The organism is Arenibacter nanhaiticus (assembly GCF_900141935.1).
Taxonomy (GTDB): Bacteria; Bacteroidota; Bacteroidia; order Flavobacteriales; family Flavobacteriaceae; genus Arenibacter; species Arenibacter nanhaiticus.
The window spans coordinates 24,561-49,318 of record NZ_FQYX01000019.1 but is presented as its reverse complement, the minus strand read 5'-3'; the positions used below and the strand labels follow the sequence as shown (position 1 = coordinate 49,318).

15 protein-coding genes are annotated in these 24,758 nt (G+C 41.4%); 8 read left to right on the top strand and 7 right to left on the bottom strand.

Annotated elements, in window-relative coordinates; all coding sequences use genetic code 11:
* Nucleotides 1–11: 11 nt before the first annotated feature.
* The 3 genes from BUA16_RS11915 to BUA16_RS11905 all read right to left on the bottom strand — a co-directional run bounded on the left by BUA16_RS11915 (nucleotide 12) and on the right by BUA16_RS11905 (nucleotide 5,413).
* The gene (locus BUA16_RS11915; RefSeq protein ID WP_072764976.1) at nucleotides 12–3,410 is read right to left on the bottom strand and encodes a SusC/RagA family TonB-linked outer membrane protein; all 3,399 of its coding nucleotides are present in this window, start codon (nucleotides 3,408–3,410) and stop codon (nucleotides 12–14) included.
* 102 nt (nucleotides 3,411–3,512) lie between these two features.
* Nucleotides 3,513–4,646, bottom strand: coding sequence for a FecR family protein (locus BUA16_RS11910; RefSeq protein ID WP_072765001.1), 1,134 nt, complete (start codon nucleotides 4,644–4,646; stop codon nucleotides 3,513–3,515).
* Nucleotides 4,647–4,849: 203 nt separating this feature from the next.
* The gene (locus BUA16_RS11905) at nucleotides 4,850–5,413 is read right to left on the bottom strand and encodes an RNA polymerase sigma factor (protein WP_178338878.1); all 564 of its coding nucleotides are present in this window, start codon (nucleotides 5,411–5,413) and stop codon (nucleotides 4,850–4,852) included.
* 267 nt (nucleotides 5,414–5,680) lie between these two features.
* On the opposite strand from BUA16_RS11905, the gene BUA16_RS11900 reads away from it, so the two are divergent.
* The 3 genes from BUA16_RS11900 (at nucleotide 5,681) to BUA16_RS11890 (ending at nucleotide 14,060) form a co-directional block, all read left to right on the top strand.
* Nucleotides 5,681–7,717, top strand: coding sequence for an MGH1-like glycoside hydrolase domain-containing protein (locus tag BUA16_RS11900; protein ID WP_072765000.1), 2,037 nt, complete (start codon nucleotides 5,681–5,683; stop codon nucleotides 7,715–7,717).
* 38 nt (nucleotides 7,718–7,755) lie between these two features.
* Nucleotides 7,756–10,782 (top strand): aminotransferase class III-fold pyridoxal phosphate-dependent enzyme, encoded by a 3,027-nt coding sequence (locus BUA16_RS11895; RefSeq protein ID WP_072764974.1) that lies wholly within the window; start codon nucleotides 7,756–7,758, stop codon nucleotides 10,780–10,782.
* 140 nt (nucleotides 10,783–10,922) lie between these two features.
* Nucleotides 10,923–14,060 carry a glycoside hydrolase family 2 TIM barrel-domain containing protein gene (locus tag BUA16_RS11890; protein WP_084668494.1) on the top strand — a complete coding sequence of 1,046 codons (3,138 nt, stop codon included), beginning with the start codon at nucleotides 10,923–10,925 and terminating at the stop codon, nucleotides 14,058–14,060.
* Between the two features lie 104 nt (nucleotides 14,061–14,164).
* Here BUA16_RS11890 and BUA16_RS11885 read toward each other — a convergent pair whose 3' ends face one another.
* Nucleotides 14,165–15,073, bottom strand: a complete 909-nt coding sequence (locus BUA16_RS11885) for an alpha/beta hydrolase (RefSeq protein WP_072764972.1) — start codon at nucleotides 15,071–15,073, stop codon at nucleotides 14,165–14,167.
* A 204-nt stretch (nucleotides 15,074–15,277) separates the two neighbouring features.
* Between BUA16_RS11885 and BUA16_RS11880 the strand changes: the two genes are divergently transcribed.
* On the top strand, nucleotides 15,278–16,279 hold the full coding sequence (locus BUA16_RS11880) for a succinylglutamate desuccinylase/aspartoacylase family protein (protein WP_245795556.1): 1,002 nt from the start codon (nucleotides 15,278–15,280) through the stop codon (nucleotides 16,277–16,279).
* A 16-nt stretch (nucleotides 16,280–16,295) separates the two neighbouring features.
* Here the strand turns inward: BUA16_RS11880 and BUA16_RS11875 are convergent, their stop codons facing one another.
* The 3 genes from BUA16_RS11875 to BUA16_RS18675 form a co-directional block, all read right to left on the bottom strand.
* A complete protein-coding gene (locus BUA16_RS11875) occupies nucleotides 16,296–17,168 on the bottom strand; it encodes an RluA family pseudouridine synthase (protein ID WP_072764971.1) in 873 nt (290 codons plus the stop codon).
* 1,072 nt (nucleotides 17,169–18,240) lie between these two features.
* The gene (locus tag BUA16_RS11870) at nucleotides 18,241–19,815 is read right to left on the bottom strand and encodes an arylsulfatase (protein ID WP_072764970.1); all 1,575 of its coding nucleotides are present in this window, start codon (nucleotides 19,813–19,815) and stop codon (nucleotides 18,241–18,243) included.
* Between the two features lie 154 nt (nucleotides 19,816–19,969).
* Nucleotides 19,970–20,110, bottom strand: a complete 141-nt coding sequence (locus BUA16_RS18675; protein ID WP_178338877.1) for a hypothetical protein — start codon at nucleotides 20,108–20,110, stop codon at nucleotides 19,970–19,972.
* Nucleotides 20,111–20,506: 396 nt separating this feature from the next.
* On the opposite strand from BUA16_RS18675, the gene BUA16_RS11865 reads away from it, so the two are divergent.
* From BUA16_RS11865 to BUA16_RS11850, 4 genes are all read left to right on the top strand, one after another.
* Complete coding sequence (locus BUA16_RS11865) at nucleotides 20,507–21,373, top strand: AraC family transcriptional regulator (RefSeq protein ID WP_072764969.1); 867 nt, start codon at nucleotides 20,507–20,509, stop codon at nucleotides 21,371–21,373.
* Nucleotides 21,374–21,530: 157 nt separating this feature from the next.
* On the top strand, nucleotides 21,531–22,397 hold the full coding sequence (locus tag BUA16_RS11860; RefSeq protein ID WP_072764968.1) for an AraC family transcriptional regulator: 867 nt from the start codon (nucleotides 21,531–21,533) through the stop codon (nucleotides 22,395–22,397).
* 194 nt (nucleotides 22,398–22,591) lie between these two features.
* Nucleotides 22,592–23,917, top strand: coding sequence for an L-fuconate dehydratase (locus tag BUA16_RS11855; RefSeq protein ID WP_072764967.1), 1,326 nt, complete (start codon nucleotides 22,592–22,594; stop codon nucleotides 23,915–23,917).
* Between the two features lie 43 nt (nucleotides 23,918–23,960).
* Nucleotides 23,961–24,737 (top strand): SDR family NAD(P)-dependent oxidoreductase, encoded by a 777-nt coding sequence (locus tag BUA16_RS11850; protein ID WP_072764966.1) that lies wholly within the window; start codon nucleotides 23,961–23,963, stop codon nucleotides 24,735–24,737.
* Nucleotides 24,738–24,758: the final 21 nt, after the last annotated feature.

Here is a 24,758-nt window from a genome sequence, read left to right as displayed (position 1 = left end):
TTTTTTAATGATTAAAATTGAAGTTGTAGGCCCAAAATCACGGATTTGTATTTCGGATACAAATTAATATCGATCCCTCTAGAAAGGATACTTCCGCCTACCTCAGGATCTAAACCGTCGTACTTGGTAAAAGTGAATAGGTTTTGTCCGGTAGCATACAATCTTAATTTATTGATAAATGTTTTGTCTAAAAGTGATTGAGAGAAAGAATACCCTAACTGAATAGTTTTGATACGCAGGTAATCACCATCTTGTAAAAATCTGGTCGAAGCACGGTTATTCTTATTGGGATCTCCTAATACGGCTCTGGGCATATCGGTATTGGTATTGCTTGGAGTCCATGAATTAAGGGTGGCCGTTCTAAAGTTTCTACCGGTATCCATGCTCAATAATCTAAAGTCGTTTCCATTATAGATTTTATTGCCGCCAACCCCTTGGAAGAACACATTAGCATCGAACCCTTTGTAGTTTGCCGATAGGTTTAAACTGTACTCGTACTTAGGAATGGCCGTTCCCTGATAGGTTTCGTCATCGGAATTGATGGTGCCATCACCGTTTTGGTCGATGAATCTGATATCCCCTGGGGCAGCATCGGGCTGTATTAAATTGCCTGCAACGCTATGCGCATCTACTTCGGCCTGATTTTGGAAAATACCGTCTGCTACTGGTAAAAAGTAAGCTCCTGGTTCGTGGTTGATCCTTGTTTGGTTCACAAAGTGATCGGATCCAAATAAAAGTCCGGTACCGTATAATACCTGATTTTCGTTGCTTAGTTTGGTTACTTCACTGTTAATAGTGGTAAAGGTAGAGAAGATAGAATATTGAAAGGCGTTGTCCTTATTGTTGTAGCCCAGTTCAAACTCAATTCCCTTGTTTTGAAATTCCCCTACGTTTACAACCGGATTGTTGATTCCTGCCGAAGGCGATACTTCCTTAATGATCAATAGGTCTTCTGTGGTACTGTTATAGTAGTTGATAGCACCGTTTAATTTATTGCCCAATGCGGCAAAATCCAATCCAAAGTTCGATGAAGTATTAGTTTCCCACTGCAGGTCGTCGTTCTGTAGGGATCTTGCGATACTTCCCAAACTAGAATTTTGTGGGTTTCCAAATACATAGCCTCCATCGTTTTGACTCTTACCTTGAGAAATAAGGGCAACATAGTCATAATAGCCCAAAGCACTGTCGTTTCCTGCCTGTCCCCAGCTATAGCGAAGTTTAAGGAAATTAAAAACCTCTTGGTCGTCCATAAAGCTTTCATCGGTAATTTTCCAGCCTAGGGCATAAGAAGGGAAAACCCCGTATTTGTTGTTTTTACCAAATTTAGAGCTACCGTCCCTACGAACACTGGCCTGTACTAAATATTTACCGTCATAGGCGTAGTTTACACGGCCAAATTGAGATACCAAGGCATATTTTGCATTGGTGCCGCTAGCAGAATAAGTACCGTCATTAAAGGCATCCAAGGTATTAAAGTTAGGGTCTAGGATAATGGCGGGAACTTTGTTGTTGTCCTCATCTAATTTATATCCTTCTCCTTGGGCATAGGTTTCTTTAAACGGCTCTGAAATTCTTTGGTAACCGGCCAATAATTGAAAGGTATTTTTTCCTATTTCGCCCTGATAATTTAGGGTGTACTCTTGGTTAAGCCTTCTAAACTCGCTGTTGTATTCAGAAACAAAGGAAAATTCGCGTTGCGGATCGTCCTGTACGTCCCTTACTCTAAAGGGTTGGTGGAAATTATAAGTGTAATTGGCCAAGTTGGATAGGGAGAAATTAGAATTGAAGTTTAATCCGTCTATAATTTCATAGCCAAGGTTTACACTACCAAGGAAATACTTTATTCTGGTATATCCATCTAAATAATTAGCTTCTCCAACAGGGTTACGGTGATCTGGAATATCGCCGGTTCTATATCCGTATCCAGAATCATTACTACTGTCCAATACCGGAATTAAAGGGGAAATAAAATAAGTTTCCCTTAGCGAAAATTTATAGTCTTCCTTATAGGTTTCGCTATAGGTTAGATTCGTTTTTATGGAAAGGCGGCCCTTTTTGGCACCGATATTGGCATTGATTCCCTTTTTGGTGAATTCCGAACCTAATAAAACTCCTGTTTCATCGGCAAAGTTACCACTAATGCTATAGTCTACAAATTCCGAAGCTCCGCTAACCCTTATGTTTTGTAGGTGCAAAAGTCCTTCTCTATGGGTCTCGTCTATCCAATTGGTATTGACTGCTGGCGGATTTGCCAAGTATTGTGGCAAGGAGGCCCCGGCATTCTGGTACATTTGTTTGTGAACGTCTACATAGCCTTGGGCGTCTAGCAATTTCATTTCTTTACGCACGGTATTCATGCTTAAAGAAGAACCGATCTCTACTTTGGGCTTTCCGCTTTTTCCTTTTTTGGTGCTGATAATGACCACCCCGTTGGCAGCCCTTGTTCCGTAAATAGCACCGGAAGCGGCATCTTTTAAGATTTCTATCGAAGCAATATTGTTTGAGTCTATAAAATAAGGATCGGCCTGTACTCCATCGACGATATACAATGGTTGGTTGTTTCCAAAACTACCAATCCCTCTGATCATAATATCTGAAGCAGCTCCTGGACTTCCTGAAGACTGGGTAACGGTAACCCCAGAAACACGTCCTTGAAGGGCATCTGTTGGGTTGGTACTGACAACTTTGGTCAGTTCTTCACTTTTTACAGTACTAATAGCACCGGTAACATCGCTTTTCTTTTGCGTTCCATATCCTACCACTACTATTTCGTCCAAACTTTGTGCGTCTTCTACCATAGTAATGTTAATTTGGCTTTGGTTGCCAACAACCACCTCTTGGGTTACAAACCCTAGGTACCTAAATACCAAAGTAGTCTGTCCATCAGTGACCTCAATAGTATAGTTCCCATCAAAGTCTGTTTGTACTCCTATCGTAGGATTGTCCTTTAGGGTCACAGAGGCACCTGGCAACGGGTAGCCGGAGTTGTCCGATACCGTTCCTGAGACGGTTTTTTGTACTACTTCTTTTTTAAGAACAAGTGGTTTTTTGTCCAAAAGAATAGCCCCGTCTTGGGTAAAGGTGACTTCGAAATTTCCGAAAGACAAACTTCTTTCCAATAAGTCATTGGCCTTGATCTTTCCTTTTTTTAGGAAGACCTTTGGGGCCTTGTCAAATAAATCGGAGCGGTAAATAAAAGTGTGCTCGGTCTGATCTTTAATGAGTTCAAAGACCTGTTCTACGGAAAGATGGGAGTCCGTATCAATGGTGATTTTTTCATTTTGTGAGAATACTGGTTTGGGGCTAAATCCGAAGGTCGCCATACAGCATAAAAAGATAAAAGTCCTCATAACGGTCATTAGGAGTTTTCCCTTGTCATAAACAAGGGGTTGGTTAAATTTAGTTTTCATAAATTTGGTGGTTAGTTAGTTAAACATTTAATTAATTAATCCTGGGGGGATAGCGGAGTAAATTGTCCAGGTTTAAACGCTGTTCCCCTTTTTTTTAAATTTCTACTGTAATACGATTGTTTTTCCTACTGTTTTAAATTTTGCTTCATTGGTGTTTTCTATTATTGAAAGAATGTTTTCCAGTGCTTGTTTTTTATTGAATACCCCATTGAAAGGAACCCTGGCAGCTTCGTTGTTTTCGATAATAAAGTCTACATCGTACCATCGGGATAGCACCTGCAATATTTCCTTTAGCGGCTTTTCTTTAAAGCTGAAGAAACCGTTTTTCCATGAAATTTCGTTGTTGACATCCACTTCCTTAACCGAGAACTGATTGGTGGTGGCTTCTAAGGTTGCTTGTTGTCCTGGTTTTAGGTTGTTGGTACTAAGGCCATTGTTTACCATAACCTTTCCTTCTACCAAGGTGGTGGCTATGTGGGTATCTTCTTTATAGGCCCTAATATTAAATTGGGTTCCTAGCACCTCTACTTCTTGGGTTTTGGTAGCCACCATAAAGTGTGCTCCGTTGTGGGCGGTACTCGGAGATACTTCAAAATAGGCCTCTCCATATAACAAACTTACCTCTCTGGGGGCATTGTCCGTAAAGTTTACTGGGTATCTCAATTGAGAATCCGAATTAAGCCAAACCTTGGTGCCATCGGAAAGGGTAATAAAAAATTGTCCGCCCCTCGGAACGGTGACGGTATTGTATGCCACTTTATTGTTATCGGAAGTATTTTGGCCCTTGTAAATAAGTGCCTCTCCATTACTGCTTACCGCTGGGGCTTTAAAGGAGTTTCCCTTTTCCAACACAATTTGTTCGCCGTTATCTAAGGTCAATATAGCCTTGTCCGTACCTATAATGACAGGAGTAACTTCGGTGACTGTAGGGGTCTCCGCAGGGGTTGTGGAGGTGTTTTTGTTAAAAAAAGCTAGGGAAATAAGCAATAGTACGACGGCAGCTGCGGCAGAATATTTCCAAAAACTTCTGGTTTTTACCGTTGGGCTGTAATCGGTTCCAAGTTGTTCCCATCCTCTTTTAAAGTCTACGCCATCTGGATATTGACCATAGTTTTCCTTGACTTGGGAAAAATAGGCCCGGTGTTTTTCCGACTCCTGGTACCAAGATTGAAAACGTTGTTCTTCTTCCTGGTTCAGGGTGTTATTTATCTTTTTTATGATAAGCTTAAACTCCATTATTGATAATAAATTAAGAGGGGTTTTGGTAATAAGACAATTTGAAACAGGAAATGGGTGACAGGAAATAAAAATATTTTTATTTTTTTGTGAAATTACATTGATAAATTTTATGCCCTTGTTGGTATAAAATATACACGGAGGCCCTGTTTTAAAGCTATGGAAGGAAATGAATGGTGTTGAAAACCCGAATTTTTTTTTTTTTAAGATCGCAGTAAAGCAAACCATAAAATTAGGCCCAGTAGTTCCCCGATTTTAATTTTGGCGCGTTTTAACTGGGTTTTTACGGTATTGACAGAGATCCCCATTTCTTCGGCAATCTCTAGATATTTGTAATTGCTGATGAACCGTAACCGTACAATTGTTTGCATATTTGGAGGTAAAGAGGCTACGATGTCCAGGACTTTATGGTAGATGATTTTTTTCTCATCTTGGTCCAAAGCTTCCAAGTCGTATTCCTGATCCATCACCGCTTGTATTTCTAAAATACTTTCGTTGTCGGTAATTTTTACGGTCTTTAAAAAGTTAAGGCTTTTATTGCGGACCATGGCAAACAAATACCCTTTTAAAGATGTTTTTAGAATAATAGTATCGGACTTTTCCCATAGGAAGATAAATGTTTCTTGAACGATATCTTCGCTAGAATTGCGGTCGTAAAGATATCCATAGGCATAATGGACCAATCCTTCATAGAGGTCTTCAAAAAGATTTTTATATACAAATCTATTTTGTTTTTGTATTTCTCTTAAGATGGTATTATCGTCCAATGGCAATTATTGATTTAGACAAATCTAAACAAAAGATATGAACTATAGGACTGCTTTTATAGAGGAGGTGTTTATTCTAAAGACATAGAAAAGTGCGCAAAAGATGTTAAAAAATAGTCTAATTCATTTTTTTTTGTAATTTGGCCATGTCCAAAAAAAATAGAGCAGTTCAAATTTCCTCGATTGCTTTTTCCTTCTGTTTTACGAAAGAACTTATATAAAATAAAAGCCTGTCTCGAAGAGTCCTGGCACTAAATGTATGATCTCATGGACACAAAATATCCTGTATTATCTTATTTTCTAATAGTATTGCTGCTTGCAAGCTGTCGACAAAAACCTACAACTAAAGGAGAGAAACCTACTGTCCCTAAAAATCTTATTTATTCTTCCGATATATTAAACTACAAAGGTACTCCCAAAAGTTTTGACGATAGGGATATGCTGATGTTTTCTGATCAGGGGGCTTGGTTTGCCTATAGTTTTCCCGATTCTCCTGGGGGTATTGGCGGATTTGCCGGTCCCTTTTTAATGACCCAGAAAAACGGGCAGTGGATAAGCAAGTCCCTGGCCGAAATGGAGGTGAGCAGCGAGGCCTCCGAAGCCCCTTTAATAGATTGGGAAAAGGACCTAAAGTCGCAAAACTCCTTTGCCAGTCATATGGAGCAAATTTTTGAAAACGATTCGATCAGGATTCGTCAGGAATTGGTTTTTATAAGTGGGCATACGGCTTTACAGCGTACGACCATCACCAATATCGCAAAACGTGGATTTGCCATCAACTCTCAATTTAAGGGCGATTTATTTGAGGTGGGCATCACAGCTGCCAAGGAAGATAGGGGGGTGAAATTTAATAGCGTTCATAGCAAGGCTATCGGGTATTTACAAGTGATCAATGAAGAAGGAAATGTATTTGTTACCGATAGCAGTAGCTATACCATTGACAATGAAACCGGCTTTTTAAATCCGGATGATAGCAAACAGTACCTAATGGCCCAGACATTTATTTTTCCCGAATACTCTTGGGAAAAGGAAAAGGCCTTCTTGAACAACATAAACTTTGATTCGGTGTTGGAAGTGAGAAAAGCCGAAAAAGAAAACATGCTTACCGCCCTAATACAAGAGAGCAGGGATGTTTTTAAAGCGCCAAAATACGCAGAGGTGTTGGCCAAAGCGCAATTGACACTACAAAATAACTGGCGGATCCCTGCGGGGGAATTAAAACATCAGGGGGTGTTTCCAAGTTATCATTACGAATGGTTTCACGGCTTTTGGTCTTGGGACTCATGGAAACATGCGGTGGGCCTATCTGGATACGACAGTAAATTGGCAAAAGATCAGATCAGGGCCATGTTCGATTTTCAAAGTGAAGACGGTTTTATTGTAGATTGCATTTATAGGGATACCACCATAGAGCCCCATAATTACCGGGATACCAAGCCCCCTTTGGCGGCATGGGCGGTAGCCAAGGTATTGGAAAAAGATATGGACATGCCTTTTTTAAAGGAAATGTACCCCAAACTTTTAAAATATCACCAATGGTGGTACGCGAAACGCGACCATGATGGGGACGGCCTTTGCGAATATGGCTCTACGGACGGTACCGTATTGGCCGCAAAATGGGAAAGCGGTATGGACAATGCCATTCGTTTTGACGATTCTGAAATCCTAAAAAATTCGGATGGAGCTTATTCTTTAAATCAGGAAAGCGTAGATTTAAACGCCTATTTGTACGCCGAAAAATTATACTTGGCCAATATGGCAAAGACCTTGGGAGAGACAGAAACGATGCAAGCCTTGACCAAGGAGGCCGCCGTTTTAAAAGATAAATTGCAGACCCAATTTTACGATGCCGAAGACGGGTGGTTTTATGATACCAATTTAGAAGGGACTACCTTTGTTAAAGGAGCAGGAAGCGAAGGATGGACGGCTTTATGGGCCAATGCCGCAACGCAAGAACAGGCTGCCACAATTAGGAAAAAAATGATGGACCCCAATAAATTTTATACCAGGGTGCCCTTCCAGACCATGGCCAAGGACCATCCTAAGTTTGATCCTATGAATGGCTACTGGAGAGGACCAAATTGGTTGGACCAGGCTTATTTTGGAATTAAGGGCTTGCGAAATTATGGCTTTGACCAAGAGGCCGACAAGGCCACCATACAACTTTTGGAGGGGGCACAGGGAGTGCTGGGAAAAGGAGCGTCTATTCGCGAGAATTATCACCCTCTAAGCGGCGAGGGCTTGTATGCTAAAAACTTTAGCTGGAGCGCTGCCCACCTGATAATGATGCTTACCAAAGAATAGGGACAGAAAAGTAGATTACCAATAAAAAAATGTGTTTAATGAACTATAGCAATTTACTCATAACCACAGAAAAGGCCCAAGAAATAGCCTTGGAAGTTTTTAATATACAAGGGAAGGCAAAACCCCTTCCTGGGGAAATAGATTTTAATTTTAAGATCGATTCCAAGGAGGGAACGGCCTATATTCTTAAAGTATCGCGCCCTGGGGAAGATGAAAATTATCTGGATTTTCAGCAGCAATTATTACAATACGCCGCTAAACATGGAAAGGATATAATTTCTCCTAGGGTCATTACCGATATGGAAGGGAACCCCATTTCAGAAATTAAGGACGATTATGGCCAATTGCGGAAAGTACGCCTATTGTCCTGGATTTCGGGACGGGTTTGGAGCGGCGTAAATCCGCAATTGGACGATTTGCGCTATAGCCTAGGAGAACATTGCGGCAGGCTTACCCAAGCCTTGCAGGGTTTTGACCATCCCGAGGCCCATCGCGAATTCGTTTGGGACGTGGCCCAAGGGCATTGGACTACTGGGCATCTCCATCTTTTTGAGGGAAAGGAAAAAGAGATTGTTTCCTATTATCAGGAGCTGTTTTTAAAGGCACAACCCAGCTATTCCCAATTGAGGAAGGCCGTAGTACATAACGACGCCAATGACAATAACGTTATTGTGTCCGAAGAGCTGCTTGCCCCCAAGGTGGTTTCGGCCATCGATTTTGGCGATGCCGTATACACCCAGATCATCAACGACCTCGCTGTTGCCTGCGCCTATACCATCATGCACCACAACGACCCTTTGGAAGCAGCCTTGCCTATCGTACAGGGTTACCACCGGGAATTTGCCCTAGAAGAAGGCGAACTGGAGTATTTATATATGGCCATTGCCATGCGATTGGTGATTTCGGTGACCAAATCGGCCATCAATAAAATAGAAGAACCAGATAATACCTACCTGCTTATCAGTGAAAAACCGGCTTGGGAAGTACTAAAAAAATGGCGCCGTATCAATGCCGATTTTGCCCATTATAGTTTTAGGGAGGCCTGTGGGTATAGCGCCCACCCCAAAGAAGAACAATTTTCCCAATGGACCAAAAAGAATGTTTTTTCTCTAGAACAACTCTTTCCTAGTATCGGAGCCAACGAAATCCATGGGGTAGACCTCAGTGTTTCCAGTACCTGGATGGGCCATGAAAAGGATTTTAACGATCTGGATTATTTTCAATACAAAATCAACAAATTACAGGGGGAACACCCTACCAAAATATTGGCTGGAGGGTATTTGGAACCTCGTCCTATATACACGACTTCTTCCTATGATAAAATAGGGAACAAAGGCCGCGAAAGCAGGTCTATCCACTTAGGGGTCGATTTTTGGTTGCCTGCAGAAACCCCTGTACACGCCTTGTTCGATGGGGAAGTGGTATGTGCCGTAAACAATGCCGGCGATAAGGAATACGGTGGCATGGTGATTTTAAAACACCAAGAGGGAGCATTGGAGTTTTACTCGCTATACGGACATTTGTCGGTAGCTACTGCTACCCGACATACAATGGGCTCCCACCTAAAGGCGGGCGAGCTTATAGGCACATTGGGGAATGCGTCCGAAAACGGAAATTGGGTGCCGCACCTTCATTTTCAACTGATGCTTTCTCTCTTTGATTTTACCGATGATTATCCGGGAGTAGCCTATTTTAACCAACGTGCCGTTTGGGCAAGTATTTGTCCAGATCCTAACCTATTGTTCCAATCCAAGGCCTTGGCAGAAGACACGAGCCTCTCCAATGACGATATTATCGCTTATAGAAAGAAACATTTGGGTAAAAGTTTAAGCCTTCAGTACAAAGTGCCCATAAAAATGGTGCGTGGGGCTGGGCAATACCTGATGGACCAGTATGGGAGAAAGTATCTGGATACCGTCAATAATGTGGCCCATGTGGGCCACGAACACCCGGCAGTGGTAACGGCAGGGCAGGAGCAGATGGCCCTGATCAATACCAACAGTCGCTATTTGCACGAAAATATTAACGAATTGGCCAAGGAGCTCTTAGAAACCCTGCCCCCAGAATTGAGCGTGCTCCATTTTGTGAATTCGGGCAGTGAGGCCAATGAATTGGCCATACGAATGGTGAAGGCGGCAACGGGAGAGCGCGATATTATCGCCTCTGAAGTGGGCTACCATGGCAATTCCAATATGTGCATCGATATCAGCTCCTATAAGTTCGATGGGAAAGGAGGACAGGGCGCCCCGGAACACACCCATATTTTTCCGCTTCCCGATGCCTTTAGAGGAAAATACAGAGGCGATCATACCGCAGATAAATATGCCGGGGAAGTGAAAAAACAACTCGAAAAAATTCAGGCTAAAGGCCGGAATGTCGGTGCCTTTATTATAGAACCCATAATTAGCTGCGGCGGACAGATAGAATTGCCGGAAGGATTTTTAAACCAAGCCTACCAGATCGTACGGGAAGCAGGGGGGCTTTGTATTTCCGATGAGGTACAGGTAGGTTGTGGCCGTATGGGGAAAACCTTTTGGGGCTTTCAATTACATAATGTCATCCCCGATATTGTGACCATAGGGAAGCCTTTGGGCAATGGACATCCGCTGGCAGCAGTAGCATGTACTCCGGAAGTGGCCGAAAAATTTGCCAACGGAATGGAATATTTTAACACTTTTGGGGGCAATCCGGTGTCCTGTGCCATAGGGGCAGCAGTACTACGGGTGGTAAAACGCGAAAAGCTACAAGAGAACGCCCTTAAGGTGGGCGAATTTTTAAAAGAAGAACTGCGCCAATTGGCGGCAGAATTCCCCATTATAGGAGATGTACGTGGGCAAGGGTTGTTCCTGGGGATCGAATTGGTGACTGCCAATATGGAACCCTTGGGAGAACAGACCGATTATTTGGCCAACCGTATGAAAGACCACGGTATTTTAATGAGTACCGATGGTCCCGATCACAACGTGCTGAAAATTAAGCCACCGATAGTTTTTACCAAGGAAAATGCCGAAGAGCTGGTAGTATACCTGAGAAAAATTTTAGCAGAGGACTTTATGCAATTATAAGAACAAATACCTCCTCCCGAAAAGCTGTGTCAATTAATGGGCAGTACCTTGGGAGGAGATTTGCCTAATAGTTAAAAGCAGGCTTATCGGTAAAATTACCAAACCATATTTTGACTAACCGACCATTTAAATAAATCACCGTGAAAAACATATGCCTATTACCCCTTGTATTTATGGTGTTATGGGGCTGTAACACTACTTCCTTACCAGAAGTTCCCGAACAGACCAACCATTACAACCACAAAATTTTTGAAGAAAATAAATTACCGCCGCATGCCAGTTTTTTTGGAACGGAAGCCTCAGGGATAACGACCAAGGAAGCCTCCAAAAGGTTTATGAGTCTCAATGGAGAATGGGCCTTTCATTTTGTGAAGGACCCCAAAGAGCGGCCAACCAGGTTTCAGAACATGGAGTATGATGCTCGTGAGTGGAACAGCATACCGGTCCCTGCCAATTGGGAAGTAGAAGGCTACGACCATCCTATTTATTTAGACGAAAGATATCCGTTTACGACCACCTGGCCCGATGCCCCTACCGATTATAATCCGGTTGGAACTTACAGAAAAGAAGTAAGGCTGACCAAAGAAATGTTGTCGGAAGCTGTTATTCTGCATTTTGCCGCCGCTAAATCGGCCATGTATTTGTACGTCAACGGACACTATGTTGGCTATTCACAAGGAAGTAAAACACCGGCCGAATTTGATATTTCTTCTTATTTGAAGGAGGGGAAAAATTTAATCGCCATGCAAATGTTCCGTTGGAGCGATGCCAGCTATTTAGAAAGTCAGGATATGTTGCGCATGAGCGGTATAGAACGAGACGTGTACCTCTATACTAGGCCAAAGGTCTACGTAGCCGATTATTATGCCTATACCAATTTGGACGATGCCTATAGGGATGGAATTTTCAAAGGTACGGTCAGCATAGATAACACTACTCCAGAAACGGTCTCCAGGAATGTAACCCTAACTCTTAAGGATGGTGAAAACACAGTATATTCTGAAACCAAAACCATTCAGATTCCGGGAAATACTGGTCACGACTACCTGTGCACCACCCAAGTACCACAAGTAAAACAATGGTCGGCAGAAATCCCCAATTTATACACATTGCAAATTGCTTTGGAAGATTCCCAAGAGGCGAAAAACAACCAGTATATTGCTGTTCATACCGGATTTAAAAGGATAGAAATTAAGAATAGCCAGGTATTGGTCAATGGGAAGGCGATCTATTTTAAAGGAGTAGACAGGCATGAGACCGATCCAAGGACCGGTCACGTGGTCTCTAGGGAGTCTATGGAAAAGGATATCCTATTAATGAAACAAAATAACATTAATGCCGTGCGTAGTTCGCACTATCCCAACGATCCTTATTGGTTGGAATTATGCGATACTTACGGACTTTATGTGGTTGATGAGGCCAATATAGAAAGTCACCCCTTGGCCATAGACGAAAAGACCCAGATTGGGAATGAAATGAGCTGGTTGCCGGCACATATGATGCGCACCCAACGCATGTATTACAGAGATAGGAACCACCCTTCTATTTATTCGTGGTCTTTGGGGAACGAAGCCGGGGAGGGAGAAATTTTTAGAACTACCTATAAGTGGTTAAAGGAAAAAGACGATAACAGAATTGTACAATACGAACCAGCGGGAAAAGAGGATTATACAGACCTGTATTGCCCCATGTACCCTAAGCCCGAGTATTTGATAGAACATGGAGAATCCGATTCCGATAAGCCGTCTATTATGATAGAATATGCCCATGCCATGGGGAATTCTGTGGGGAACTTACAGGATTACTGGGATATTATAGAAAAGTACCCCAACCTCCAAGGAGGCTATATCTGGGACTGGGTAGACCAAAGTTTAGAGTATATTGATGAAGAAGGGAAGCCTTATTTTGCCTATGGGCACGATTTTCATCCTGACTTACCAACCGACGGGAATTTTTTAAACAATGGCTTGGTAGATCCATATCGGAATCCACACCCACACCTGAGCGAGGTAAAGAAGGTGTATGAGCCGGCGCAATTTTACTATTTGGGCAACGGGGAAATACTTTTGGAAAACAAAAATTTCTTTGCCGATTTTTCAGATAAAAGTATCTCATGGCAACTCTTGGCCGATGGGGTTGCTGTAGCTCAGGAGAGCGGGATTAGCGTAAAGGTTTTGCCACAAGAAAAAACGAAATTTAAAATCAACAAACTCCCTAAGGCTTGGGTTAAAGACAAAGAGTATATTCTAGAACTGCAATTGGTTCAGGAAACGGCAACACCTTTGCTTCCGAAAGGACACGAGGTGGCCTGGGATCAGTTTGTAGTACAAAAGGGAAAAACAAGTCTTCCTAGCTCGCAGGAGGGCAATCCGCTTTCGGTTAAAGCGACCGAGGCAGGAATAAGCCTTGCCAACGATTTGGTAAACTTGACCATTGATGACAAAACGGGCGAAATTAAAGACTGGAGCTATAAGGGAAGCTCGGTGACCAAGTACCCCATCCGCCCTAATTTTTGGCGTCCTCCCACGGATAACGATTTGGGGAACGATATGCACCGTTGGGCGAAGGTATGGCAAGACGCCACCTATGAATATACCGCTACCCTGATGCAGACCCCTAAGGAGTCGGGAAATGGAATAGCCTTTACCGTAGCCTACCGATTGCCCAAAAAAATAGCCGAAGTAGTTGTAAAATATGAATTACAAGCCAATGGTATCTTGACCGTTGATTATACCTTTACCCCTAAGCAACAAGAATTGCCCAATATTCCTAGAATAGGAATGTATATGACCCTACCTGACGATTTTGTTACCATGGACTGGTACGGAAACGGACCCGAGGAAAGTTATTGGGACCGTAAAACAGGGGTTAAAAAAGGGCGGTATTCAGCGAAAATAACGGATAGTTTTCACCGCTATCTACGCCCACAGGAAACAGGAAATAAAACGGAGGTAGAAAGCATAAAGCTTTCTTCGCCCAATATTACTTTGACGGCGGTAGGTAACGCTACGGTTTTAAATAGCAGTGCCTGGCCTTTTGGGATGTCGGAACTCGATTTTACTAGTGGCGACGGAGCCGAATCGGCATCTGGATTGGTGCCGGTGACCAAAAACCACGGGGCAGATATCAGAATTGGGGAAACCGTCCAATGGAATATAGACTATCTGCAAATGGGCGTAGGAGGCGATAATTCATGGGGTGCTTTGCCGCATCGGGAATATACCATTATACCCAAAGTATATCGGTATTCCTTTAGTATTTTGCCACAAAAGAAATAAGGATACAGTTTCATTAGAACAGCAAACCAAAAAGGGTGCTTTCTTAGCTTTGAACAGCCAAGAAAAAGCACCCTTTTTTATTGGGTTTGTACCGCTAAAAGCTGTTATAGGTTAGACAACCAGCCTATCCATTGTTTGGTCCAACTAGCGAGGTGATCATTGCTTAATCCTAAGGCAAAGCCATGGCCGCCAAAAGGGTAGATATGTATTTCTGAAGGGATATTATATTTCCTAAGAGCCGTATAAAAGAGCAGGCTATTTTCTACAGGTACCGCTGCATCATCATTGGCATGTACCAAAAAGGTAGGCGGGGTATCCCTGTTGACATGTAGTTCATTAGAAAAATGGGCTGTTAGGCCTTGGCTGGGGGCTTCTCCCAACAAAGCTGTTTTTGATCCTTGGTGGGTATGGGGCGCGGCCATGCTGATCACCGGATAAATTAAGGCCATAAAATTTGGGCGTGCACTTTCTTGGTCAATAGCATCCGTTTTTGCATATACTTCTTCATTGTAACGAGTGCCCAAGGTAGCCGCTAAATGACCTCCTGCGGAAAAACCCAAAATTCCAATGTTGTCTGGTGAAATATTCCATTCCTTGGCCATGGAGCGTACCAAACGTATGGCCCGTTGCGCATCTTGCAGCGGTACCTTATGTTTTTCCGTAACCGATTTGGAATTTGGCAAACGGTATTTTACCACGATGCCGGCAATGCCCTTGGAATTGAGTAATTTGGCAAAATCGGTTCCTTCCCAATCATAGGCCAAAATCTGGTAGCCTCCTCCCGGGAAAATCAGTACCGCCTGTCCGGTGGCTATTTTTTTCGCGGGGAGATATACCTCTATAGTTGGGTTCTGGACTTTGGAGATTCTGATAATATCTTCGCTGATCACTATTTCTTCTTCCCCACTTTCCTGGGAATTCGGAATTTTATTGGGCCATAAGGGCAAAGCAGTATTTTGGGAGTAGTGGTGCATGGAACAGAAAAAGGTTAAAAGGAATACAATTGATTTCATAATATTGTAATTGGATGTCCTTAAAGATAAATAATATGTTGGGAAGGAATAATATTAGTCTGTAAATAGATAAGGACAGCCAATAGTTGGTAGAATACAGCGATGAAAAAAGAACCGAATAGATTTATGACCCTGTGTTTTAGAGATTGATATAAAAGCTATATTCACCTTTGGTTTTAACTGAAAAAACTATGCCCAAAAACAATGTTGAAAGATAGTCAGCTTACTAAAAGAAAAGAAATGCCAAATAGTAAATTCGAATTATTGGGGCAAACCGTTTCGCCCGGGAAAGGGTTATTGCTGAGTTTGGATATCGCCAAATTGCATACAGGAACCAAAATTGAAGTTCCCATTATTGTGCAACGAGGTAAAAAACCGGGTCCCGTGTTATTGATAACGGGGGGCATCCATGGGAATGAAGTGAACGGGGTAGAGATTGTTCGACAACTGATTTCCAAAAAATACAATAGACCGCTTTGCGGAACGGTCATTTGCATGCCGGTGGTCAATATTTTCGGTTTCCTGAACCAAACGAGGCAGTTCCCCGATGGGAGAGACCTCAATAGAGTCTTTCCTGGGAGTCCACGTGGTTCCTTGGCCAGTAGGTTTGCGTATCATATTATGAAAGAAATAGCCCCGATGGTCGATTATTGTATCGACTATCACACGGGAGCAGATAGCCGATTTAATGCGCCGCAAACTAGGATAAATAAGGACGATGAAGAAAGTATGGAGCTGGCAAAGGTATTTGGGGCCCCCTTTGTGATGCTCGCGAATACCAGAGAAAAATCGTTTCGGGAAGCCCTGGCCAAAATGGGGAAAAAAGTATTGCTCTTCGAAGGAGGGAAATCCTTGGATATTGACAAGGGGGTTACACAAAACGGAATCGCAGGGGCCCTGAGGGTAATGGACCATTTGGGAATGAGAGATTTTACCCAAGAGCTAGGCCTAATGGAGGCAAAGGCAAAAAATCCGGTGACCATCAAGAAGTCACAATGGGTAAGGGCAAAATATTCAGGCATGTTCCACCCCTATATTGCCTTGGGAAGCAAGGTGAAAAAAGGCGATGTTTTAGGGAGTGTGTCCGACCCCTTTGGCAACTTTGAGCGCAGTATAAAAGCGGTGAATGACGGCTATATTATATGTATCAATCAATCTCCCATCGTTAATCAGGGCGATGCCATTTTTCATATTTCCCAAGAATAAAAGCATGATTGCCAACTTAAAATCCCCCATAATCGGGAAACAGCTTGGTGAATTTTGAGGGCAGCGCTTTGGTAAAAGTCATTTTTTCTTGGCTAAACGGATGTGTAAAGGTTAAGGAATACGCGTGCAGGTACAGGCCTTTTCCGTTGAGGATCAAGGGTTCGGTTCCGTATTCCTTATCTCCTAAAATAGGGTTGTTCAAGGAAGCCAAATGTTTCCGCAATTGATGTCTTCTTCCTGTTTTTGGCGATAATTTTACCAAATTCAACCACTGAAACCTTTCCGAAGGCACTGTTTTTAGTACTTCATAAGAAGAAATGGCCATTTTACCGTCTACGGGCTCCTGTATAGTTCCTTGTGTTTTCATGGCGCCTATGGCAACCGCAAAATAAGTCTTGGCAATGGTTTTATGTTCAAAAAGCTGGTGCAAAGCGGCAAGGGCCGTATTCGTTTTTCCTATAAGTAAAAGCCCTGTGGTAGGGTAATCTAATCGATGTGCCGGTCGGGGCGATATCTTATCTTCTTGGGTGCTGCTGTGGAGGTTTTGCGCCAAGGCATTGGCCACGGTAATAAATTTATTCCCACTGGTTAAAATACCCGCTGGTTTATAAATCACGGCCAAATAATCGTCCTGGTACACTACTTCTAAAGGGAAGACCAAGGTTTTTTTGGGCGCAAGGCTAGGAGGTTCCCTAAAGATGATGACCTCATGGCCGTATAAAAAAGTTGCGGTGGTCGCAATTTTCCCATCCACGGATATCAATTCTTTTTTCAGGGCTTTTTTTAAGGCCGATTTGGTGGGGGTCTTGGTAAAAATCCCTGCCCCATAGTCTTGTAAACGTATAGGTTTTTCTTGCAAGGGCACGCTATGGGTTTCTGTGGGCAACATCAATTAAAATTTAAAATATTCCCTTAAAAATCGCCTTTTTTGGCAATGAGCTTTGGGAAATAAGCCATGGTTTAAAAAAGATTAGGAAGGACAAGGTACCACAAATAAGGCGTTTCCGAAGCTAATTGGCCCTTTTTTACAGAAGAAGGGGTTTAGGAACCGGGTGTTCTTTTCCTAGGAATTAGGTGTGGGCGTTCCGGCTAGGGCCGTCAGGCTTTCCGCTGCAAGTCCTCGTATTGCTAGGGCAATACTGTGGGCTTTTCACTCCAATCCTTAACGCAAAAACTACAAGAAAGTTACCCGTACTTTTTATGGTGGTGTTGGGATCATAAAGGGGTTGATCCACGGATATTTTATTTTTGGGGACTGTGGTTTTAGAAGATTAGGTGTATTAACAAGTTGCTGCATAATCACGGGAGAACGCGTTAGGGACCGCGGCGGCATCCCCGCAGCGCAGTAAGGGATATAGCCAAGGGCCCGCCCGACGAAGGAGGGAACGCCCAAATTAGTATGACGAGGGCTATTGGAATTAGGAGTAGGACCGACTTGATTATAGTGCCTACAAGTTTTGTTTGAATAGGACATAGGTCGGTTCTCATTGTCCATAAAAAACCCGGAAAACTACTATTTTCCGGGTTTAAAAAAAACTAACTCAACATTTTTGTGGGCTGCATAGAACCAATGTTTTATGTCTATGCCCCCCGTTATATAACTGTAACAATTTAAAGACACAGTAATATTAAAACACTTAACTCTATTGCAAGATATGGGCTTATTGGCTGCTACGCTACCAAAAAACAGCCTATTATCAATATGATTTTTGCTCTTTCTTTGTGAATGTGTTAAAGTTTTGGTTTAACAACTTTTTTTAATCCTTTTTAGTGTGTTTTTTTAGGCGATTGTGCTCTTTTATTTAGAAAATAGAAAATCGATAGGAGAGTAATCCATAATGAGGACCTTATTACAATGTTCACATGAAAAATTGGGATGGGTGCATTGGGAATAAATTCGGTCGTCGTCCCGTGAAGACTATTCCCATAAACTTATATATCCCTTAGGGCTTACCAATATTCTATAATTTAATAGCAGGTAAAATATTCCGACCATAAGTAAACCAACCATTGTTTAGATCTCCGTTACACTCCTCTGTCAAAATTCTTTCTAGTTCTTTGGCTTTTTCCCCATTGCCTAAAATTATATTGTTTTCTTCCCTATAATCATTTGGTAGAAAATATAATTGAAAAATATCCTTAGCGGCAAAGTAACGGAGTTTCCAACCGTCATGTGTTACAATGGCGGGACCTAAAAATGAGGAATACACCACATATTCCTGGGTTTTTCCTTGGTGTCCCAGCAATTCTGGCAGATAGGAAACACCATCTTTGCCTTCCAAAGTATTATACTCTAAAAGGTCGGCCATGGTGGCCATAAAGTCATAGTTAGCTACTAAAGTGTTGGAGGTAGTTCCGGGTTGAATTTTTCCGGGCCATCGCACTAGCAACGGCACTCGGACACCACCCTCCCAATTACTCCTTTTGATTCCTGCCATGCCATCATTTCCATCAAAAACATCTCCGCCTATTTCACTATAAAATTTAGTGTTTATATCGTCAAAAAATTCACCAGACGTCATGTTCCTAACAGGCTTCAGAATCCTGCCTTCTTGGGAATAGTATATTTCATGACCGTTATCGGAAGTAAATACAACTATGGTATTGTCATCGATACCCAATGTCTTTAATTCATTCATAATAATCCCAACATGGTCATCCAACATTTTAACCATGGAGGCATATTCCTTTTCAATTTGCGTCAGTCTATCATCGTTCACAAATTCCTTATGAACTTCGGGAATGGCAACAGGGCCATGAGGCAATTGGGTGGGGTGATATAGGAAAAAAGGACGGTCTTTATTTTCATTAATAAAGCCAATTATTTTTTCTAGAAATAGATTTTGGGAATAGACCGATTTTCCCTCCATATTCCAGCGCTCATTATAGGTTTCCGCTGTTTCGAGTTCCCTACTTTTTCCGCTATTGATCCTTGTATTCCCTTTTATTTCTACCAAGTTTCCATTTTCAAATAGGAATGGAGGGTAAAAGCCATGGCACCTCTGATGATCTAAATATCCGTAATAATAATCCCAGCCATGTCTTTTCATTTGCTTGTCGGTAGCCGAGAATCCCCACTCGAGCTTTCCGATTTCGGCTGTTTTATATCCCGAATTTTTAAAAATCTCGGCCAAAAACACCTCACTAGCAGCAGTTTCACCTAATTGGTTATTTAATTTTAACGCTATTTCGTCCTGATCCATTTTTCCCGTGGAAATATTGGCATACGCATTCCCCGATGTTATTTTCCAGCGATCTCCGTGTACATCGTGATAGCCTGTAATAAGGCTGGCCCTTGCAGGAGCACATAGCATAGCCCCGTAGGCATTTTCAAAACGCATGCCTTCTTTTGCCAAATTATCAATGTTTGGGGTCTTAATGATTTTTTGACCTTCGTGAGAAAGCAACCCTCTACCAAGATCATCTGCATATATAAGGATCACATTGGGTTTGTTCTTTTCTTTGGTCTTTTGGCCAAAGCAACTGGTAATTGCTAAAACAATTAGGAGGACTGCTGTTTTAATTTTAAAATCCATCAGTAATGTTTTGTTTAAATTAGCTTGGGTTGGTTAAGTATAATGAACACGATACAATTTGTTCGTGAATAGGGTTTACTGCTTTTTTCTAATTTTAATCCAATGGTTGCAGTTCCCTGTCTAGGGTCTGTGTTTTGCCGGAGAGCAGGGAAGTTCAAACCTGCATCATCCAAGATTTGGCATGCTCTTGGTGCCAAAGTTTTAACTCTTCTCCCTTTTGAGCGAGTAGGCCGGAAGAAGACAAAAGAAATATTCCGATAAGAGCACCGAAATAAATAGGGTTTAATTTGTTCATTTTTGTTGCTAGTTTATTGTTGAGTTCTTGTGGTATTGCGGGGAATGCACAGTATTATTGCTAATCAATGGTTGTTTGGATATTGAAAAGTGTTGATTTGTTATTTTAATATTCGACTGCAATTGAGTAATAGAATTTCCCGAAATTAAACTGTTTTTCTACCATTATCTACCAAGAAAGTACTTATTGTCGATACTTTTTTTGCTGCAATAAGAAAGAGTGATATCTTTATGACAGAAACAACTATTTGTTATAGGTAGGTTTAATTTTTTAATAACGGTAGGAATTGAGCATGACCGAAAACTGGTCGCAAAGACGAATGGCAATATGCGAATTACTTACCTGTACTGGGGGCAGTCGAAGTATGACCGCTAAAAAAACAATAGATATCCATATATGAAACTTCATCTTCTCGATAGGGCCAGTAAAGAAAATAGTTCCTTTTTGGTAAGTCATAATCGGTATTCCCACTTTTTAAAGGTATGGCATTATCATCCTGAATTAGAATTGGTGCTTATCCTAAAAAGTACGGGTACTCGGTTTATCGGCGATAGTATAGAAAAATTTTCGGAAGGCGATCTGGTCTTAATAGGGAAAGACCTGCCTCATATGTGGTTAAATGATGAGGTGTACTTTGAAGAAAATTCTACCCTGCTATCCGAAGCCATTGCGGTACATTTTAAGGAGGACTTCCTTGGGGTGGATTTTTTTGAACTTCCTGAAATGAAAAAAATTCTGCAATTGATGAATACCGCCAGGCAAGGGATTTTATTTGTAGATATTAACCCTGAAATTTTAAAAGACTTCAATACGCTTTTAACTGCAATGCCTTTTGAAAAAACGCTTAAATTAATCGAAATTCTCCATCAATTGGCCAATCACGACAACTATAGGTTGTTGTCTAGCCCGGGGTATCTTACCTCTTTCCAGAAAACTGAAAATAATAGTCTGGATGAAATTTATGAGTATATTTTTAAGAATTTTAGTAAGCCCATAAGCTCCAAAGATGTGGCCGAAGTGGCCAAAATGAACCCTTCTGCCTTTAGTAGGTTCTTTAAACGTATCCATAGGAAAACCTTTACCCGTTATTTAAATGAAATTAGAATAGGATATGCCTGTAAATTACTGATGGAGAATCAGCATAATATTACACCGGTCTGCTATGAGTCTGGGTTTAATAATATATCCAATTTTAACAGACATTTCAAATCTATAACCGGTATGTCTCCTTCGGATTATATCCGTTTACACAATCAAAAATAAATTGTTCTAAAAAGCACATATCGTGGGTTATACCCTATTTAATGGGTTAAGGGGATACTTTTTTTGCATTTAAATAAGGATTGTAAAATATATTGTATATTTTTATCTTTAAATGTATAACATACGTTTATATAAGGATAACCAAGAATAACCTCCTATGAAACTTCATCTCCTTAATAGAACCAGTTTACAAAACAGTTCCTTTACCGTTACCCAGCATTCCGATTCACATTTTTTAAAGGTTTGGCATTATCATCCAGAATTAGAATTGGTATATATCTTAAAAAGTACTGGAACTCGATTTATTGGCGATGGTATAGAGAAGTTTTCGGAGGGGGATTTGGTGTTGATTGGAAAAAATCTACCACATATGTGGTTAAATGACGATGTTTTCTTTGAGGAAGGATCTACCCTTCGTTCGGAAGCTATCGGAGTTCATTTTAAGGAAGAGTTTCTTGGGAAACATTTTTTTCAGGTCATCGAAATGAAGCCTATCCGAGAGCTGATAAAGAGGGCGGCCCAAGGGATTTTGTTTGTAGACGTAGATCAGGATATAAAAAATGAAATCGAGGAACTTGTACATTTAGAGGCCTTTGAAAAGACCTTAGGTTTCCTTAAGATTCTTTATAAATTGGCAAATCATGGGGAATACCGGCTCTTGTCTAGTCCAGGGTTTTTAAATTCCTTTCATAAGACGGAGAACAAAATTTTGGATGATATCTACGAGTTTGTTTTCAAAAACTTTAATCAGCCTATAGGCTCTAAAGATGTTGCTGCCATCGCAAAAATGAATCCTTCTGCCTTTAGTCGGTTTTTTAAACGGGTGCATAGAAAAACCTTTACCCGCTATTTAAATGAAATAAGGATTGGTTACGCTTGTAAATTGCTCATGGAAAACCAGCAGAATATTACCCCGGTCTGCTATGATTCCGGATTTAATAATGTCTCCAATTTTAACCGTCACTTTAAATCTATTACTGGTATATCGCCTTCCGAATATATTAAACTTCATACTCAAAATTGATAATATTACATGTTTCGGGTTTAAAAAGTATCACAAAAGGTGCTTCTAGTGGTGGAATAGACTAGAGTTTAAGCTTAATTTTGTTAGGGTAATAAAATAGGAATGGGGTTAAGAGTGCTAAAAAGCCAATTATTAATGGATCTTTTTAGACTATAAATGCAAGGTGCCCATTCCAACTAACAGAATGTAAACAGATGAAAACCAAAATCTTAATTACGGATATTTTAGTAAAGGATGTCCGCTTCCCTACTAGCAAATCTTTGGACGGCTCTGATGCCATGAATCCAGATCCTGATTATTCAGCCGCCTATGTAATATTAAAGACCGATCATCCCGACGGATTGGAAGGTCATGGTCTTACCTTTACCATAGGAAGAGGGAATGAGCTATGTGCAGCCGCTATTCAATCTTTAGCACCATTGGTTAAAGGCAAGACCTTGGAGAGTTTTACTCAAAATATGGGTGCTTTTTGGAAAATGATCACTGGAGACAGTCAGTTGCGATGGTTGGGGCCAGAAAAGGGAGTTATTCATTTGGCTACTGGGGCGGTGGTAAATGCCGTATGGGATCTTTATGCCAAGGCTGAAGGAAAACCGTTATGGAAATTATTGGCCGATATGACTCCAGAAGAATTGGTGTCTTGTATCGACTTCACCTATATTACCGATGCCATTACCCCACAAGAAGCCCTAGAGCTTTTACAGGCCAAGGCCGCCACAAAGCAAGAGCGTATCGATAATTTATTAAAGAGCGGATATCCTGCTTATACTACTTCTGCCGGATGGTTAGGATATTCCGACGATAAAATGCGACGTCTATGCCGGGAAGCTAAGGAGGCCGGATTTAAGCATATGAAGATTAAGGTGGGATCCGATTTACAGGACGATATGCGCCGAGCGGCCATTATCAGGGAAGAAATCGGTGATGATCTGAAATTGATGATGGATGCCAACCAAAAATGGGATGTAGATGAGGCCATTACCAACATGGAGTCCCTTAAAAAATACAACCCATGGTGGATAGAAGAACCTACAAGTCCAGATGATATATTGGGACATGCCAAGATAGCAAAAGCAGTAGCGCCCATAAAAGTGGCTACAGGAGAACATTGTCAAAACAGAGTTGTGTTTAAACAATTGATGCAAGCCGATGCTATTGGGATTTGTCAGATTGATAGCTGTAGAGTAGGGGGGGTTAACGAAAATTTAGCCATTTTATTGATGGCTGCTAAATTCAATATTCCTGTTTGTCCACATGCTGGTGGTGTTGGTCTGTGCGAGTATGTACAGCATCTTTCTATGATAGACTACATTGCTATAAGCGGATCTATGGAAGATAGGATTATAGAATTTGTAGATCACTTACACGAGCATTTTTACGATCCAGTGGTGATTGAAAATGGGGCTTATATGCCACCATCAATGCCAGGATACAGTATTACTATGAAAGAACAGTCTTTGGAAGATTACAGCTTTCCAAAGGGGAGTGTATGGGCAAAGGAATTAGCCGATAAGGCCTAAGGACTTTGGTAGTACAGAATTAACAATGTAAAGTAAACAAAAAATGGCAGGATTTAGTTTAGAGAATAAAACAGCTATTATTACCGGTGGCGCGAGTGGAATAGGCGAGGCCATTTCCAAAAAATTTGCAACCCAAGGCGCAAACGTTCATATTCTTGAATTTAATGAAGAAAGCGGAGCCAATATAGTTGCAGCGATAACAAAAGAAGGAGGTAAAGCTACATTTTACCAGTGTGATGTGTCTAACCATAAGCAGGTAGCAGGAATTATAGATACTATTGCCAAGGAAAATTCTATAGATATATTGGTGAATAATGCCGGTATTGCCCATGTAGGTAATTTAGAAGGCACCGAAGAAAGTGACCTGGATAGGATTTACAATGTAAATGTGAAAGGTGTTTACAACTGTATGCATGCCGCGATATCAAAAATGAAGGAAAAAGGTGGGGTTATTTTAAATATGGCCTCTATTGCTTCTTCGGTTGGTATTTCGGACCGTTTTGCCTATTCAATGTCTAAAGGGGCTGTGCTTACCATGACGCTTTCGGTAGCTAAGGATTATGTAACGGAAGGAATCCGATGTAATTGTATTTCTCCTGCAAGGGTACACACGCCATTTGTAGACGGATTTATAAAGAAAAATTACCCAGGGAGAGAAGCAGAAATGTTCGAAAACCTTTCTAAAACCCAGCCGATAGGAAGAATGGGGAAACCAGAGGAAATAGCTAATCTGGCATTATATCTATGTTCGGATGAGGCTTCTTTTATTACCGGATCCGATTTTCCTATCGACGGTGGATTTATAAAGTTAAACGGGTAATGTTTTTTTTAACCAAGTAAG